This is a genomic window from Methanosarcina acetivorans C2A, from assembly GCF_000007345.1.
GTDB lineage: Archaea > Halobacteriota > Methanosarcinia > Methanosarcinales > Methanosarcinaceae > Methanosarcina > Methanosarcina acetivorans.
In genome coordinates, this window is the sequence record NC_003552.1 from 5,057,375 (window position 1) to 5,072,962 (window position 15,588).

Consider the following 15,588-nt stretch of genomic DNA (forward strand, 5'->3'; position numbering starts at 1 on the left):
TGGGCTCAATCAGGTCAATAAACTCCCAGATCCGGGCCCGGAGGGTTTCGTAATGATACATATTAGATCCTCCTGGCAAGTTGCATGAATAGCGTCCTCCAGGAGAGACTTTTAGTCCCGGTAAATTGAGGAAGATTTACAGCTGCAGCTGGGGCCTGGATAAATAATAGAGGCTTCCCATTTCGATGAACTATAAAAATATAGTCTCCTGATTTTTCCTTCAATAACTCGTGCTGGTGGTCTCTAAACATGAACCTGCCGGATCTGGACCTGCAATTATGGCTGTTGTCGATGACTTCGAACTGACAGCTTTTTATTTCAATATCAGTATCATCCAGCTTTGCATCTATGTCCCCTCTGGTGAGTTCAAGACCTGGGACCATAATTCCAACAAAGTTTTCAAAATACTCTCCGTTTTTTGAGGCTACAAACTGGCTGCTGACCATCAGAAGCCCCCTGGAACATATTGAGGACATTTTTCTGTACAGGTCTGTACAGGTCCTGCAGTCCTGGCTATCCTCATCATGAGTGGATTTATGGCAGCCCCAGCAGCCCACACCATGATTTCTAGAGTTACAGGCATAGTTCCGGCAGGTTTTGCAGCATACCCTAAATTCCTTTTGCTGGTTCATTGCTGTGCCTCCTTGGTCCTGTGCCAGAGCATCACGGCAAATGTCCCTAGTTCCTCTAATTTACCCTGTAATCGGTTTAAGACATCAGGAAAACCCTCATTAGCAAAAGCCAGTTCCGTTGTAATGCCATAAACTTCTTTAAGTTCCGCGCGTAATTCGAGAATAAGACCATATATGTTTTTTGTCTTCCAGGAATCGTCTTTTTCCTTCAGAACCTGCTCTATTGCAAGGGCAAACTCAAGGATTTCAGGCCTTAATTCCTGCAATATTGCAAACTCTGGAGAGTCCTCCTCTATTTCGGCTTCAATGGATGTTACTACATCCCCAAAGAAACAGCCCCCGTCAATGTAATATTGAGAATTGCATTTGGGACAGTAGTATGTTTCCGAGCCTAAACATATGTGTTTTTCAAATTCCCCTTCAAAACCACATACTTTTTTATGCAATTCCCAGAAACGTTTTTCGTCGTCTATGCTGAGGGTCACTGGCCCACCCCCTGCTTAAGGTCTGAAAATTGTTTTTTCCGGAAATGCTCGTCTATCTTTGCGCAAATAAAAAACAAAAGTAGATACGCAAATGCCAAACCTATACGCATTTCACGAGAGAAGGGATATAATGCAAGAACCAGACTTGCAGCACAGCCCCCTAAAGCCAGGAACCCAATTATGGAAGCATTAGTCCCTGTATATTCTCTATATAGGAAGTTCATACTCTCCCTCCTGAAAGCAGACAAGCAGGCAGAGTTACAGCAGAACCTATTGTGAGAACCGACAAGAAAATTGAAAAAATATAGGAATATCCAGCCATTGATAACGATATTCCAAATATCAACCCTGAAAACAATATCAGGCATGAAAATATTTTTATGGTTTTTGAGGACTCCCAAGGATTGTTAGCAGACATAAGATTTCCCCCTTAAAGCCCTCCTGGTATCAGGATTTGATAAACTCTTGAATCTGATTTGGGAATCTATTCCGGACCTGCAGATCCTGGGATAATGGGGTTTCCTGCTCATGCTTCTACCTCCGTTAAGTCAAAGAACAGGTACACCAATCCACAAGCGAGGATTGCAAGGAGCATTCCAGTGATGTAGACAGGGGACAGGAGGACATCACGGGCGTTCATGCCTCTGCCCCCTCAGGGTTTTTTTGCTCTTTTTGCTCTGTTTCTCGAGCAAACCTTTCCTTCAAGGCCTTCGGCAAATTCACAACATAGATTGAAGGTTTTTTCCCAGGTTTTTTCCCGGACCAGCCGCATTTATCACAGATCCAGATTTTTGATTTTATCCTTCTATGTATACTCGTTCTTTTGCACTCCGGACAGCAGGGAACATCTCTTATTACAGCCTCCCCCATCTTTTTTCGGGAAATTACCACGGGGGTACTCATGCCTCTTCCTCCGGGATCTCATAGCCGTGCTTCCTGGCAGCCTTCACAATGCAGCTGACAATTTCCTGATATTCTTCCCGATCTTTTCTTGCCTGCGGGGAGGTGAACGAAACATTCAGACCTCCAAAAAGTATTAGATCATCTACAAAGTTCGCGATTGGATCATTTTTTCTTGAATTCTCAGGGCTGACCCTACAGGCTTTTTCCATCACCTTTTCCATTTCTTGCAGATTTTCTCTAATTGGGTTCAGTTGATCCAGTCTTCGTTCAGATGCCTGAAGGGGGCATTCTGCCATGTTTCCTGGGGTCTTGTCAGAGACAGAGCAGATATGCCGGCCCCTTCCTAGAAGAAAAGTCCAGATTAAGTTTCCACAGCCTTTGCAGGCTTTGACGGATGGCTTGAAAGATTTGTTCATGCCCTCCGGATCCTGGGGGCTGTCCTGGCGTATCGGGCATCTGCGGATATACCTGAGCGGTTTTCCTGCAAGCTGACAAAAACAATTGGACCCTTGCCTTCTAAAGAACCTGCATTTCCTGATAGAGCTGCAGCTCATTATTCCAGGAACGAACATCAAACACCCCTCCCTTCATCAGAAACACAGTTCTGGTCAGGGCGGGTTGAATAATAACGAGAGAGCATTGGCCTAAAACATGCATCATGGTTGAATATTATTGAAAGTTTCACAAGCAAAATGAGTAGAGGCTTTTTAAAGGCAATAAGAGTAAAATCAATAATGGAATTAAAGAACAGGATCGATCAATACATAAATTTACTCAATGAGGAACCTGTGGTATTTGTGTGGAAATATAAAGTTGAAGGAGAAGACAGGATTCCCGGTGGAATTGCAATATGAAACAAATATGCAATTAATTCGGAATCGATATACTAGATTAGGGGCTATTCGAAAAGTGGTTATCTGCTATAACTTTTACAATATACAATATGCAAAACTGAAATAGATTCCCGGATATTTAGATCTATTGTAACTTTTACAACGTGCCACTTTTGACTTTTCGGATAGAACCTTAGTGATTTCTCTCGAACTTTTCGGTAATTCAGTGATATTAGTTAGAGCAGATATACTTCAGTCTATAGAAAAGTAAACATTTGCTACATTAGAAACTTAATTATAAAAACATCAACTATGTATTGATAGACACAATGATAATCAGAAATATGGAAGACGCTCTGAATATCGAAAACAAACTCCGAGGCTACCTCTTCGGCACAGCCTGTGCCGATGCCCTCGGCCGCCCCGTAGAACGCCTGACCCTTGAACAAATAAGGGGGAAATACGGAGAAGATGGAATCCTTGAGTTTCCTCCTGAGTCCCCCTGGACTGATGATACTCAGTTAATGCTTGTGCTTGCCCGTGGCCTTCTGAATGGAGCAGAACTCGAACTTCCCAGACTTATGGATAAGATTGCAGAAGAACTTATCCTGTGGCTGGATGAACCCGACCTTGGTGCAGGAGCGACGACCAGAGGTGCAGCCCTCAATCTCAGGGACGGGATTCCCTGGAGCATGTCAGGAATAAATTCAAAAACGTGTGGAAGCCTTATGAGGGTAGGGATTCTTGGCTTCATTTTCCAGAATGATCCGGAAAAATTGATTAAAGCCGCCTCTCTTTCCGGCAGAATTACTCACTCCCATCCAACCGCAGACGCCGCATCCATTGCAGGAGCATATGCAGTAAAACTGGCTCTTGATGGGGTGGCCCCTGAAGATATGTTTTTACCCCTTCTCAAGGTAATAGAAGGCATTTCTGACGAGTTTACGGAAGCCTTCAAAGGCTCTTATGAGATTGCTCACAGTAATTTAAGCGACGAAGAGGCTCTCCAGAAAATCGGTCAGGGCTGGTATGCAGATGAAACCTTTGCACTTTCCTATTTCTGCATCCTGAGATATCCTGATGATTACAAAAAAGCCGTTCAGACTGCGGTGAACATAACCGGAGACTCGGATTCAGTGGGTAGTGTTGCAGGCGGAATTCTCGGGGCAAGACTCGGAATCGAAGCAGTTCCGACCTCCTGGGTTAAAGCCTTGAAGGAAAAAGAGAAACTAGAAGGAATGGTTATGCCTCTGCTTGAAAAGTATTTTCAGGTTTCAGGGATGAAGTGAGATCTTAAAACCAGAGGTCTTTGAAAATGGATTTTTCGAAAATGGATTTTTCCGAAAAAGGAGTTTACTGCCTGGTATTCGAAAACCTGGATTGCGTAATTAAAGTAGGGAAAAAAGGCTTTTTTTCGTTTTCTGAAGGTTTTCATATCTACACAGGCTCGGCGCTCGGACCCGGAGGCATGAAGCGGGTCAAAAGGCATATCGACCTTTCTTTAAAGAAGGATAAAAAACCCAGATGGCATGTCGATTATCTACACCTGAATTCTTCATTCAGACTGACATGGGCAGTTTGTGCCGCCACTTCTGCCCGGCTTGAGTGCGAACTTGCCCGCGGACTCGGAGGAGATTCGGTTCAGGGCTTCGGGTGCACGGACTGTGCCTGCAAATCCCATCTTTTTTACAGGAAAGATAACCCTCTTTCAGAGGTCAAAGGGATTTTTGAAGCGCTTGGGCTCCGGGCTGTTGTGCTTGAGTGCTGAACTATAATTGAACGACGTTATTATTATTGAGTGCTGAACTATTATTGAATGACGTTATTATTATTGAGCATTGAACTATTATTGAATGATGAATTATTATTGAGTAACGAATTATTATTTTTCTTTAGTCCTTCTTTTTTACAGAAACGGGAAAGTTTAAAGTAAGGCAGGATTTTATCTAAATTAACCAGAAAAACGGTTTTTACCTGATCAGGGGATGTTTCATGGAACACTTCTCTTTTATCGCCTGCATGCCCGATAAGCCCGGAGCCCTGCACAGAGCAGCCGAGATAATCACGCGGTATGAAGGAAACATCAACCGGATACAGTATGACCGGAGGATCGACAGGAACACCGTTTTTTTCGAGGTGACGGCAGCTTCCCGGGCTTATCGGAAAATCCTTGAGGAGCTGGAAAGAATAGGGTACCTCCAAACCTCCCTGCAACCTGTGGCGTTTCTGAAATTCAATGTCTATCTCCCGAACTGCCCCGGAGCATTATTCGATTTCCTGAATCATACTACTTCTTCAGGGGCAAATATCACTTTTCTCGACTTTGATGACCAGGGGCAGCACCCCGAAAGGCTTGTCGTGAGCCTGAACATCGAAGATGCCAGCCTTATAGATGCACTCCTGAACCGGCTCAAATCAAAGTACAGGCTTGAGATCGTTGAGTATGACACCACAGGAGAAAAGCTCGATGACACTGTTTTTTACCTCCGACTTGCCCAGAAATTAAGGAACTATGTCGGAAACGCAGAAGATGCTTTTTTAATGAAATTTCTGCACGACATCAACCACATCGCCCAGGAGCTCTCAAACCTGCGGAAAGACCCTGTTGAGGTCTTTGAAAACATCCTCAAAGTCGGGGAAACCCTCAGCCGGACTTCAGGGGAAGGCTTTTATGCCGATGTGCAAAGGGTCAGGATAAAGGACGGAATTGAACTTTTCTGCTTCCAGCTGCCCTGCGGAGGAAACATCTATCTTTTCGATACTCCTGACGAAAGGGTCATGATCGATACGGGATACGGGATATACCAGCCGGATGTAGTGAATGCGCTCCAGCACTACGGGCTTGGAGACCTGAGCCTCCTTAAAAGGATCTACATTACCCATGCAGACGCGGACCACTGCGGAGCTGCAGGCTATTTTGCCGCCCCTTCTTACCTCAATAAGGAAACCCTGAAAATCACGCGGGAAACCAGTAGAGCTTACGGATCCAGCAACCAGGGCTGCATCTTAGAAGAGATCTACACAAAAATGATTAATCTCTTTTCAAGGTTCACCCCTCCTTCAAATGTAATTCTTTTCCCCGAGATCCCGGTTCAGGCCGAAGAAGTCGAGAAAAGGGGAGCTTTTCCGCTTATTGCTCGCTTCAGGATAGGAGACCTTGAGTTTGAAGCCCTTCAGGGTCTGGGAGGACACATGCATGGGGAAATCTTTTACCTGTGCCCTGAAGAAGGGCTTATCTTCCCCCAGGACGCGGTGATTAACTTCAGGAGCCTGAGCCAGGAGAGGACGGAGTACAATATCCTTGCCGATTACCTCATGACATCGGTAAATGTAGACAGCACCCTTGCAAGAGAAGAACGAAACGCCCTCATGTCCCTGATACTTGAACTTGAAAGCGAGCTTTCAAAGAAAGGCAAGAAATGCCTCATCTGCTGCGGACATGGATCAGTATCCGAACTTGAAGGCGGAAAGCTTGTCGAACATTCCGGTTCAGAGAGATACCTTGCAAGAAAAACTCCGTAGAAAGTAAGAGGAAAATGTAAGAGAAAAGCATAGGCAGAAAATTAGCTCTTTAGAAAATAGATAGGTTGAAATCCGAAAATAAACAAATTAAATTAAGATAACCCGTTTTAGCCCTGGTATTCGGCAAAGCTAAGAAGTGATCCTGCTTGTCAATGTTTTCTCAGTTCGATTATTATGTCCTGATGTTTCTAAACTCTTTTTCCTTTCTAGACCCTTTCATGTTATTTGTAAGCCTTAAATTCGATTATTTTCTTTTCCTGATTATTGCTATACTCTACTATTATAAAGGGAGGGAGCAAACGATCCTTTTCCTTGCCTTACTCGTATCGGCCTGGGCTCTGGCTCTGGCTTTGAAGCCTGTTTTTGAAGTCCCAAGACCTGAAGACGTCCGCTTTGTGACCTGCACCACGGGATACTCCATGCCGAGCGGGCATTCTCTCATGTCCTTTGCTCTGGCTATATTTTTACATCCGAGGGCAGGAAAATACAAACTTTTAGTCTGGGTTTTTGCCATTACAGTAAGTTTGAGTCGGATATTTATAGGAGTTCATTACCCTTCGGATGTGATCGTAGGTGCATTTATCGGCTGCCTGGCCGGAATATTCTGGCTTTATGTCGAAAAGATGCTGACAAAGTACGGGCTTTTAGGTAACTCCGGAACCCCGGCAGGAAAGTGAAGACAGGGCTTTAGATCAAACTCTTCAGCAGCCCTGATATTGTCTGGAAATCCGAATGTTCAACCTTATCGGAAGAAATAAAAACGGATCAGTGTAAATAGAAAACAATCTAAATGGAAAACAATCTAAATGGAAAACAATCTAAATGGAAAACAATCTAAGGAAAAAATCCAAGTAAAAGAAAATGCGAGGGGTGCGATTCGAACGCACGAATTCCTACGAAAATGGGTCCTAAGCCCATCGCCTTTGACCTAGCTGGGCAACCCTCGCACTAAAATGTCTCTGGTTGTGGTAAAATAAGAAAAAAGAAACTTTAAAACTATTGAAAAAGGTTAAATGCGCCGACCGGGATTCGAACCCGGGTTTTGGGCTTGGAAGGCCCAAGTCATAGCCGCTAGACCATCAACGCAAACTGCAACACCTTTAGAGGTATTTGTTAAATATAATGTTTTCGCTTGACATAATACATTTTTTTCACACACTTAAGAATAAGTACAGCAAATCTCTCTTTCCCCTCACCATAACTCACCATAATTTGCCTCATTTTTATGAAATTCTCCCGGGTTTAATCCTAATTATCCCTCTCTTAATTCAAAACTTTCCGGATTAACCCTTACCATTTTCTTTCTTAATTCTCAATAGTCTGATTAATCAGCTGATAAATATTATTCAGAACAACTGAAAATGACTTTTCGGGTTTCTCCCCCGCGGTGCTGGGATCTAAGCCACCTGTCACCGGTAAGAAAAGAATCTGGATTTATACGCAGATATGAGACTTTTTATATGTATTTTCAAATCCAAATATAAGAATGTGTTCTTACAGTCCTAGAGGGCGATCTTCTCGGATAAAATAAATGGACATATAAATAAGGACTAACTGATTAACTGGTGGCCAAAAGGAGCCTTGAAGCTGAATAAAATTAACACTATTGAACCTTTAACACTATTGAACCGTGTAAAAGAAACATTTAGAAAAGAATTGAAAGCATCAGTCGAATTATCACGATTGTCACGATAAATATCGTGAGATGTATAGTCAAATTTTATACGAGCCATTTTATTTTATTGTTAACCCTGCTAGCCTGAAAAATGGGTTTTTTAACAGGAATATTTTAGAGTAAAACTCACAAAATACAGGTAGAACAATGAGATAAATTTGATTAGGTTTGAAGCGAACATTCCAGGCAAACTAATCGTTTTTTGCTACTTTTTAAAAGAAAAGCGCTTCTCCTTCGGGCATCTACTTTGAAAAGTTTCTGACATTATAAATATAGGAAAGATAATATAATACATTGGAAATAATATTTCAAACTTAGGATAAAAATAACTATTATTATTTTTAATGTGGAGAATAAAATTAGAATTTTCCCTGCTTTCCCGGGAATCTTATTTCTCTGAGAAGGAATATATACTCTTATATAGAGCTAGACACAAGATTTCAAAACCAGCTTTCTTCTCTACCTTGCCCTGGATTCAAAATCAGGATGAAGAAACTGATAGCAAAGAGATGTGATAAGAATGGAACCTTTTATTCTGGCGTTTGCAATCAGCTGGATACTCATATTTGCCTACCTCCTTTCACTACTCAAGACGTATGCGGAGTTCAACAAAAGATTAATGTAATGATCGAGCCATACGGGGTTTTAAAATGAATAAAAAAAAGAAATCACTGCTTGCAGTTGCTTTTATTGCTGGTGTGTTCCTTATAGGGTTATACGGAGTCGACTCTTCAGAAGGATACCTTGCAGTATCTGAGCTGCTCTCTGACCCTCAGGGCTATACCGGGAAGAATGTGAATGCCGTAGGAATCGTAGAAGCAGGAAGCCTTGAAAAGGCTCCTGGTGTGACATCATTTGAACTGGAAGACGAAAATGATGAAAACCTTAAGATACATGTGAACTATGTAGGAGACCTCCCTTCTAATCTTGCCGAAGGAAAACAGGTAACCGTCAGCGGAACAATGATTTCCGAATCTACGTTTGAGGCAAATAAGATCATTACCGGATGCCCGTCAAAGTATACGGAGTAATATTGATGAATATTGAAGAGTGGGAAGAATACAGATATGTTGAAGCCGGGATCGAGGACTCAATTGCCCGGATAGAGGACTCCAGCTTAAAAAAAATGGTTGAACATGTCTGTCATTTCGGTGGAAAACGAATTAGGCCAATTATCCTGCTTCTGGCCAGTGAGATCTGTTCAGGCTCGTATTCCCGGAGCCTTGATGCTGCCCTTGCTGTTGAAATGATGCATTCGGCTTCTTTAATTCATGATGACCTGCTTGATCAGGGACTTATCCGAAGGAACCTGCCCTCTGCCCCCGAAAAATTCGGGCCTTCCAGAGCCCTGCTCTGTGGGGACTATCTCATTGCAAAATCAATTGCTTTTATATCTCCTTATGGGGAAAAAGTCATTAGGGACTTCGGAAAAGCCGGAATGGATATGGCGGAAGGAGAAGTTCTTGACCTGAGGCTTGATGACGATAAGTTCGGAGAAGACGATTATTTTAAATGCATATATAAAAAGACAGCTTCTCTATTCGCAATCAGTGCATCCATTGGAGCATATACCGGAGGAGCTGATGAGGCTCTTGCGGAGCGTTTTAGCTTCTTTGGAAATTCCCTGGGAACTGCATACCAGATTGTTGATGACATCCTTGAATTTTTAGAAGTTGTTGAGGGCAAGGAGTCCAAATTCACGTCTGAAACCTTGCCGCACATTTACATGAGGAAGATGTCAAAGGAAGAAGCCTTAGAAAAGTCCATAGGTTCTGTAAAGCAGCACGTTAGTGCCGCAAAAGAAACCCTGGGAACATTCAGAGCATGTTCGGCAAGGAATAAACTTTTCCAGATAACGGATTATATAACTGTAGACATGCTTGAGAATATCTGATTTAGTCCCGCTCATCCTGAAAAATGAATTAACTCTGTCAAATTCCTGGATCTAAAATGCCACAAATGATACCATTTAGTTTCTTACTTAAACCCTTAAAGTTTTCAGCTTTTGACACTAACTTTATCAGGTGTATCCATGCGAGTATATGATAGCCCGGTGATTAAGGTAAACGCCAGCACGGAAAATGAAAAGATGGTGCTCGATGCAGAAGGCCCTCTTTCCCACCTTGCAAAACCCTTTCTGAAACGTATAAATAACATCTTTGCGGAAGAAAAACCAATTTCAATAAGCGAAGAAGAGATTATATTTTCTACCTGGATTCCCCCTATCCCGGGCCCTGTTTTCAGCAGGGTTATAAGTGCTGAAATTGCCGCCATAAGGAAGAAGCGCGTTCCGGATCAATTTTCAATAGGGATTACCGCTCGCTGTCCAAACAGGTGTATTCATTGCGGGGCAGCCGACATAAAACCTGAAAAGGAACTGACTCTGGATGAAATCTGTTCCGCTATTGACCAGAGCCTTGACCTTGGAGCCTATCTGGTTTCCTTTGATGGCGGGGAGACGATGCTCAGAAATGACCTCGTTGAGATGGTTGCCAGGGTAAACAAGACAAGAGCAATTGCCACATGTTTTACTTCAGGCTTCAAGCTCTCCGAAGAAAGAGCGAAGGCCCTTAAGGTTGCAGGGCTGTATGCCACAAGGATTAGCCTTGATAGTCCTTTTGAAGCCGAGCATGACCGCATCAGAGGCCGAACCGGGGCATACAAAGATGCAATTGACGGGATAAAGAATGCAAATGCTGCAGGAATCCTTACTGACATGTTTGTCGTTGTATCACCGCATAACATCGATGACCTTGAGGAGTTTTACTCCCTTGCAGCCGATTTGGAAATGAAGGAAATGTCAATTTATGAGATCATTGCGGTAGGGCGCTGGCTTGAGCACGAGGACGAGGTAATAAGCGAAAAGGACGTCTCGAGGCTTCAGAGTTTCCAGAAATCCACGAATAGCAAACCTGAAGGTCCGAGGGTTACGGCTTTTCCCTATTTTATGGGACCTGAACTTTTCGGATGCTTTGCTGGCAGGCGCTGGATGCATGTCGCTTCGGACGGAGAGGTAATGCCCTGTGCGTATACTCCACTATCTTTTGGCAATGTCTCCGAAGAGCCCCTGGAGACCATCTGGAGGCGCATGGGGAAACATAATGCTTACAAAAAGGATGACGCAGCCTATTGCATGATGCGAAACCCGGAATTCCGGAAGGAGTACATACATACCATTCCCAAAGGAGCAAAAATTCCTTACCGGCTTAAATAATTCTATTTTAATACTCTCAAAAGGGGACCTTATTTCTGGTTTTTTTGCCTTTATCAGGTTCTTTCATCTTTTTTAACATTATAAGAGATTTATTATTTCGGTTTTTTGTATTTTTCAGTGTATTTAAGGAGTTTTCGTATATTCAGGATTCATTTTCCAGCTTTTTATCTTACCTGACAATCTTCAGTTTTATCTCTTTTTCCCTGCACATCCTTCTATAATATTTTTTTGAAGTTTAGAGTGTCAGGAGAGATTTTTATCCTTATTTTTCCAATTTCTGTTTAAAATAGTAAATGGAACCAGAAATATTATACTGGAATCTTATCTGGACATATTCACAAGTAAAAGAGGAGCTTGAACAGGAATTTCCATTCTATGATTTTTGTATATATATAACGAATTAAAATATATAACATTAAAAAACCCGTATCTCTCAAAAAATAACCTATTGTTGGGAGAAAAGACTTACATCATCGGAGAAGTACAGTATATATTTTAAAATATAGTTATATATCTCATACTTAATAAATTCATTTTTTTCATATTTAAAATCACTTTAAATATCTTAACTGTGAAAAAGGGGAATATGTGCGTTTTAAGGCTAAATACACACATTGGATATATTTTACAAAGTCTTAAATTCAGGATGTAAATTCACATTTATTTTTGACTGAACTCAAAATCCCCTATTAAAACATTAATTCAAAAAAGTTCTTTCATGGCTTTGCCCTTCTTTATGCGGGCAGGACTCGGCATTTTTTATCAATTAATTATATTCAACTGTTTCTATTTAATTATTTTTTACTGTTCTATTTAATCTTTTGGATTTTAACCATATATTTTGATATTTATATTTTTAAAATTCTTAAAAATTTCCTGCACATTCAGTACATAATGATTGATCGTGATAATTATTAATGTCCTCTTCGATAAAACCGAAGCTGTTATATAGTTCTTTCGCAAAGGATTTGTTAACTACCTCCATTGGAGTAGGGATTTTTAATTATTAATTTATATATTAAATTTTGAGAGACGGAGATTCACATGGCTAAAAATGAAATCTTATCCGAAATAAAAAAGGCGGAAGAGAGCGCTAAAGCAATGGTTGATGAAGCCATTGATTCCAAAAACAAGCGCATTTCCGATGCCCGGGCCGAAGCCAGGGAAATCCTGCGACAGGCCGAAATCGATGCACATAAAGCTGCACAAGACTCTTTTAAAGTAGGTGAAGAAAAGATCCTGGAGGAAAGAGATAAGATCGTCAACGATGGTGAAAAAAACGCATTAGCCATGTCCCAAAAAGCTCAAGCTAATATCGACAAATCCGTCAATTACCTTGTACAGGAGTTTGAGAGGGCGGTCCTTAATGAGTAGACCTAAAGAAATGACAAGGGCCGTAATTGTCGGGCATAAAAGCATATTGAAACAAACCATCGATTCACTGTATGATACGAATCTCTTTCATATCGAAGATTTTGTCGAAGACGAGTCTGGTTTTAAGATCAGCAAGCCATTGAAAAACGCAGAAGAAGTCTCGAAAAAGCTTGTGAAGATCCGTTCTATCGCCAATTATTTGGGGATTGTACACAAAGAACCGGTAGTTCAGAAAACTGACTCTGTTCTGCGCGACCTTGATTCAAAGCTGGATGAACTGGACAGAGCAATTGCGACCAAAACCGATGCAATTGCCCAGCTTGAAAATGAGCTGAAAGACCTGGATTCCCAGAAAAGGGAGCTCATGCCTTATCTTGCCATCAATCTGGACTTTGATGACTACCGTGGTTACGAGAGCCTTAAGGTTTTCGCAGGCATGGTAAAAGGAAACCTGGATGGAAGTCAGATTTCAAGCATCACCAAAGCTTACGAGCTATACTTTGACCCTCAATCAAAGGCTATTGTACTGTTCGTAGCCAAAAGCGATGCCGACAAAGTCTACGAATTACTTCAGGGCATTGGATTCAGAGAACTCAGAGTTCCGGAAAGAGGTGGTGTCCCAAGCGAGCTGTTAAGATTTATCGAACAGAAAGAAGCCGAAGTCACCAGGAAGATCGAGTCCTTAAGAAATGAAATCGAATCCTTGAAAACCAAGTATGCCGATTTCATCCTTGCCAGCGACGAGATCTTGAGCATCGAGAGTCAGAAGGCAGAACTGCCTCTGAGAATAGCTACATCTGCAAACGCATTCATAATAGAAGGCTGGACCCCCACCGAGAATTATGATAAAGTTGTCAGTGCGGTCAACAGTGCCACCAACGGCAAGGCATATGTCTCAAGCCTCGAGATAGAAGAGGAAGAAGAAGAGCATGTCCCTGTTGAGTACAACAACTCAAAAGTTGCAGCGCCGATGCAGCAGATTATGGACCTGTACTCCAGGCCCAAGTATACTGAACTCGATCCATCCTCAGTGATCCTAATCACTTTCCCACTGATGTATGGGCTGATTCTCGGAGACATCGGATATGCACTGATACTGGGAGCAATTGCACTGGCTGTCAAAAAAGCAATAAAGTCAGATGCAGTTGGCGATCTCATGAATATTCTGATCTATTGTCAGATATCAACATTTATATTCGGAATTATTTATGGCGAGTTCTTGGGATTCTCTCTTGCGAGTTTACATACGGAACATGGATCGGTCCCAGGCCTGATTCCGGGCTGGGAAACTATTGTTCTGTTTGAAGGGCTCGGAGGCGAGGAATTTACATTCCCGATTCACAGAACTCACATGGTAATGACTATGATTGCAGTAACTGTCCTGATAGGACTGCTTCAACTGAATCTCGGGTTCCTGCTAGGATTTGCAAACATCTCCAAGCACCACGGAGTAAAGCATGCAGTTCTTGAAAAAGGCAGTTGGCTTGTTATTGAACTCGGTGTACTTCTTGCAGCCATCGGCTACCTTGGCGGCACAGGACTGGCTTATGTCGGTGCTGTAGTTCTTGTTCTCGGAATTGTGATGCTCACCATGGGTGAAGGTATCAAAGGTCCGATTGAATTGCCATCTCTTATGGGTAATGCGTTGTCGTATGCCCGTATTATTGCAGTCGGTCTGTCTTCGATTTACATCGCTTCAACGGTCAATGATATTGCTTTTGAAATGATCTGGGCTGATCACTCCAAGATCGGTTTCGTAGCAATAGCTGCAATACTTGTGTTTATACTCGGACACGCACTTAACACTGTCTTGAGTATCATCGCTCCCGGACTGCATGCACTCAGGTTGCAGTATGTAGAATTCTTCGGAAAATTCTACGAAGGTGGGGGCAGAAAATACAACCCATTCGGATACATAAGAAAATACACGGAGGAATAAAAACATGGTAGGAGAAGAATTAATAAGTGGACCTTTCCTGGACGCAGACGGAATGAAGGCACTCGGTGCAGCACTCGCAATCACAGTAACTGGGCTTGCATCTGCATGGGCTGAAAAAGAAATCGGTACCGCAGCAATCGGCGCTATGGCAGAAAACGAAGGGTTATTCGGTAAGGGTCTTATCCTTACTGTCATTCCTGAAACCATCGTTATCTTCGGTCTTGTCGTTGCATTGCTTATCAATTCTGCTTAAATTTAAGAGCGTAACCCGCTCTTAAATTTCTTAGAGCATTACTCTTAGCTTCTCTGGGTGTTTTTTTCCCTTACCAGGCGGAGTTGGAGTGTTTATATGCTCTAAGTTCCCCTTAGGTATCGTTGCACTCTAAGCAGCTTAGAGTTTTGCTCTAAGCTTTAGAGCACTTTTTTGCTCTAAATTTATTTGGAGGTGTAAGCATGGGACTAGAGATCGTTATAAAAGACATCCAGGAGGGTGCGAGAGCTGAGGTTTCCCGTATAAATACCGAAGCCGATGCAAAGGCCTCCGAGATCACAAATGAGGCTAAAGAAGTACAGAAGAAGATGCTCGGGGACAGCCTTGCTAAGGTGGAAGAGGACCTCCAAAAGCTGCACCAGCAGGTTATATCAAGTGCAAACCTGGAAGTAAAAAGAATTACGCTGAACAAGCGCAAGGAACTTCTAGATAATGTTTATAGCCAGACAGTTGAGTCCATCAAGTCAATGCCGGCGTCCAAAAATGAAAAGTTACTGAAGCACATTATCGACAAATATGAGGCTAGCGGTGATAAAATTTATTCTTCTAAGGCTTCAGAAGAGACCGTCAGGAAATTATCTTCGTTAACTTATGCTGGTAATATTGACTGTATCGGCGGCGTTGTTCTGGAAAACGAAGACGGGACAGTCAGGTTAGATTACACATACGATTCAATCCTGAAAAACGTGTATGAGCGTTCATTGAAGCAGATATCTGATATATTATACGGGTGATGTTCG

At 42.3% G+C, this 15,588-nt stretch carries 17 protein-coding genes, 2 tRNA genes and 1 pseudogene; 13 read left to right on the top strand and 7 right to left on the bottom strand.

Features of this window, described 5'->3' with window-relative positions; genetic code table 11:
- Nucleotides 1-62: 62 nt before the first annotated feature.
- From MA_RS21590 to MA_RS21610, 5 genes are all read right to left on the bottom strand, one after another.
- Nucleotides 63-632, bottom strand: a complete 570-nt coding sequence (locus MA_RS21590) for a hypothetical protein (RefSeq protein WP_011024027.1) — start codon at nucleotides 630-632, stop codon at nucleotides 63-65.
- Nucleotides 629-1,117, bottom strand: coding sequence for a hypothetical protein (locus MA_RS21595; RefSeq protein ID WP_011024028.1), 489 nt, complete (start codon nucleotides 1,115-1,117; stop codon nucleotides 629-631). The genes MA_RS21590 and MA_RS21595 overlap by 4 nt, the downstream gene beginning before the upstream one ends.
- Nucleotides 1,114-1,518, bottom strand: coding sequence for a hypothetical protein (locus tag MA_RS27660; protein ID WP_011024029.1), 405 nt, complete (start codon nucleotides 1,516-1,518; stop codon nucleotides 1,114-1,116). Before MA_RS27660 ends, MA_RS21595 begins: the two co-directional genes overlap by 4 nt.
- Nucleotides 1,519-1,753: 235 nt before the next feature.
- Nucleotides 1,754-2,020, bottom strand: coding sequence for a hypothetical protein (locus MA_RS21605; protein WP_011024030.1), 267 nt, complete (start codon nucleotides 2,018-2,020; stop codon nucleotides 1,754-1,756).
- On the bottom strand, nucleotides 2,017-2,592 hold the full coding sequence (locus MA_RS21610) for a hypothetical protein (RefSeq protein WP_048065908.1): 576 nt from the start codon (nucleotides 2,590-2,592) through the stop codon (nucleotides 2,017-2,019). The genes MA_RS21605 and MA_RS21610 overlap by 4 nt, the downstream gene beginning before the upstream one ends.
- A 75-nt stretch (nucleotides 2,593-2,667) precedes the next feature.
- Here MA_RS21610 and MA_RS21615 point away from each other — a divergent pair.
- From MA_RS21615 to MA_RS21635, 5 genes and pseudogenes are all read left to right on the top strand, one after another.
- A pseudogene (locus tag MA_RS21615) lies at nucleotides 2,668-2,874 on the top strand (IS630 family transposase); the annotation flags it as partial.
- Nucleotides 2,875-3,182: 308 nt separating this feature from the next.
- Nucleotides 3,183-4,142 (top strand): ADP-ribosylglycohydrolase family protein, encoded by a 960-nt coding sequence (locus tag MA_RS21620; RefSeq protein WP_048065910.1) that lies wholly within the window; start codon nucleotides 3,183-3,185, stop codon nucleotides 4,140-4,142.
- A 26-nt stretch (nucleotides 4,143-4,168) separates the two neighbouring features.
- On the top strand, nucleotides 4,169-4,621 hold the full coding sequence (locus MA_RS21625; RefSeq protein ID WP_226990683.1) for a GIY-YIG nuclease family protein: 453 nt from the start codon (nucleotides 4,169-4,171) through the stop codon (nucleotides 4,619-4,621).
- 224 nt (nucleotides 4,622-4,845) lie between these two features.
- Entirely contained in the window at nucleotides 4,846-6,375 is a 1,530-nt protein-coding gene (locus tag MA_RS21630; RefSeq protein WP_048065911.1) for an MBL fold metallo-hydrolase, read from the top strand.
- A gap of 218 nt (nucleotides 6,376-6,593) precedes the next feature.
- Nucleotides 6,594-7,052, top strand: coding sequence for a phosphatase PAP2 family protein (locus tag MA_RS21635; protein ID WP_157860377.1), 459 nt, complete (start codon nucleotides 6,594-6,596; stop codon nucleotides 7,050-7,052).
- Nucleotides 7,053-7,237: 185 nt separating this feature from the next.
- On the opposite strand, the gene MA_RS21640 is transcribed toward MA_RS21635, so the two are convergent.
- Together MA_RS21640 and MA_RS21645 are read right to left on the bottom strand one after the other, a co-directional pair.
- Nucleotides 7,238-7,322 (bottom strand) — tRNA-Leu (locus tag MA_RS21640).
- Nucleotides 7,323-7,389: 67 nt separating this feature from the next.
- Nucleotides 7,390-7,461: transfer RNA gene (locus tag MA_RS21645), tRNA-Gly, on the bottom strand.
- Between the two features lie 1,109 nt (nucleotides 7,462-8,570).
- Between MA_RS21645 and MA_RS29860 the strand changes: the two genes are divergently transcribed.
- The 8 genes from MA_RS29860 to MA_RS21680 all read left to right on the top strand — a co-directional run bounded on the left by MA_RS29860 (nucleotide 8,571) and on the right by MA_RS21680 (nucleotide 15,582).
- Nucleotides 8,571-8,675: a CcmD family protein gene (locus MA_RS29860; protein ID WP_083755967.1), complete on the top strand. Its 105-nt coding sequence runs from the start codon at nucleotides 8,571-8,573 to the stop codon at nucleotides 8,673-8,675.
- 25 nt (nucleotides 8,676-8,700) lie between these two features.
- A complete protein-coding gene (locus MA_RS21650) occupies nucleotides 8,701-9,081 on the top strand; it encodes a cytochrome c maturation protein CcmE (RefSeq protein ID WP_011024037.1) in 381 nt (126 codons plus the stop codon).
- Nucleotides 9,057-9,944, top strand: coding sequence for a geranylfarnesyl diphosphate synthase (locus tag MA_RS21655; protein ID WP_011024038.1), 888 nt, complete (start codon nucleotides 9,057-9,059; stop codon nucleotides 9,942-9,944). The genes MA_RS21650 and MA_RS21655 overlap by 25 nt, the downstream gene beginning before the upstream one ends.
- 138 nt (nucleotides 9,945-10,082) lie before the next feature.
- Complete coding sequence (locus MA_RS21660; RefSeq protein WP_048065913.1) at nucleotides 10,083-11,264, top strand: radical SAM protein; 1,182 nt, start codon at nucleotides 10,083-10,085, stop codon at nucleotides 11,262-11,264.
- A gap of 1,044 nt (nucleotides 11,265-12,308) precedes the next feature.
- Entirely contained in the window at nucleotides 12,309-12,638 is a 330-nt protein-coding gene (gene ahaH / locus MA_RS21665) for an ATP synthase archaeal subunit H (RefSeq protein WP_011024040.1), read from the top strand.
- The gene (locus MA_RS21670) at nucleotides 12,631-14,577 is read left to right on the top strand and encodes a V-type ATP synthase subunit I (protein WP_193589509.1); all 1,947 of its coding nucleotides are present in this window, start codon (nucleotides 12,631-12,633) and stop codon (nucleotides 14,575-14,577) included. The genes ahaH and MA_RS21670 overlap by 8 nt, the downstream gene beginning before the upstream one ends.
- A 4-nt stretch (nucleotides 14,578-14,581) precedes the next feature.
- Entirely contained in the window at nucleotides 14,582-14,830 is a 249-nt protein-coding gene (locus MA_RS21675) for a hypothetical protein (protein ID WP_011024042.1), read from the top strand.
- A gap of 200 nt (nucleotides 14,831-15,030) precedes the next feature.
- Nucleotides 15,031-15,582: a V-type ATP synthase subunit E gene (locus MA_RS21680; protein WP_011024043.1), complete on the top strand. Its 552-nt coding sequence runs from the start codon at nucleotides 15,031-15,033 to the stop codon at nucleotides 15,580-15,582.
- Nucleotides 15,583-15,588 lie beyond the last annotated feature (6 nt).

Coding starts and splice junctions, on each gene's coding strand:
- MA_RS21590 (WP_011024027.1), bottom strand. CDS start 632: ATGAACCAGCAAAAGGAATTTAGGGTATGCTGCAAAACCTGCCGGAAC.
- MA_RS21605 (WP_011024030.1), bottom strand. CDS start 2,020: ATGAGTACCCCCGTGGTAATTTCCCGAAAAAAGATGGGGGAGGCTGTA.
- MA_RS21610 (WP_048065908.1), bottom strand. CDS start 2,592: ATGTTCGTTCCTGGAATAATGAGCTGCAGCTCTATCAGGAAATGCAGG.
- MA_RS21620 (WP_048065910.1), top strand. CDS start 3,183: ATGATAATCAGAAATATGGAAGACGCTCTGAATATCGAAAACAAACTC.
- MA_RS21625 (WP_226990683.1), top strand. CDS start 4,169: ATGGATTTTTCGAAAATGGATTTTTCCGAAAAAGGAGTTTACTGCCTG.
- MA_RS21630 (WP_048065911.1), top strand. CDS start 4,846: ATGGAACACTTCTCTTTTATCGCCTGCATGCCCGATAAGCCCGGAGCC.
- MA_RS21635 (WP_157860377.1), top strand. CDS start 6,594: ATGTTATTTGTAAGCCTTAAATTCGATTATTTTCTTTTCCTGATTATT.
- MA_RS29860 (WP_083755967.1), top strand. CDS start 8,571: ATGGAACCTTTTATTCTGGCGTTTGCAATCAGCTGGATACTCATATTT.
- MA_RS21650 (WP_011024037.1), top strand. CDS start 8,701: ATGAATAAAAAAAAGAAATCACTGCTTGCAGTTGCTTTTATTGCTGGT.
- MA_RS21655 (WP_011024038.1), top strand. CDS start 9,057: ATGCCCGTCAAAGTATACGGAGTAATATTGATGAATATTGAAGAGTGG.
- MA_RS21660 (WP_048065913.1), top strand. CDS start 10,083: ATGCGAGTATATGATAGCCCGGTGATTAAGGTAAACGCCAGCACGGAA.
- ahaH (WP_011024040.1), top strand. CDS start 12,309: ATGGCTAAAAATGAAATCTTATCCGAAATAAAAAAGGCGGAAGAGAGC.
- MA_RS21670 (WP_193589509.1), top strand. CDS start 12,631: ATGAGTAGACCTAAAGAAATGACAAGGGCCGTAATTGTCGGGCATAAA.
- MA_RS21675 (WP_011024042.1), top strand. CDS start 14,582: ATGGTAGGAGAAGAATTAATAAGTGGACCTTTCCTGGACGCAGACGGA.
- MA_RS21680 (WP_011024043.1), top strand. CDS start 15,031: ATGGGACTAGAGATCGTTATAAAAGACATCCAGGAGGGTGCGAGAGCT.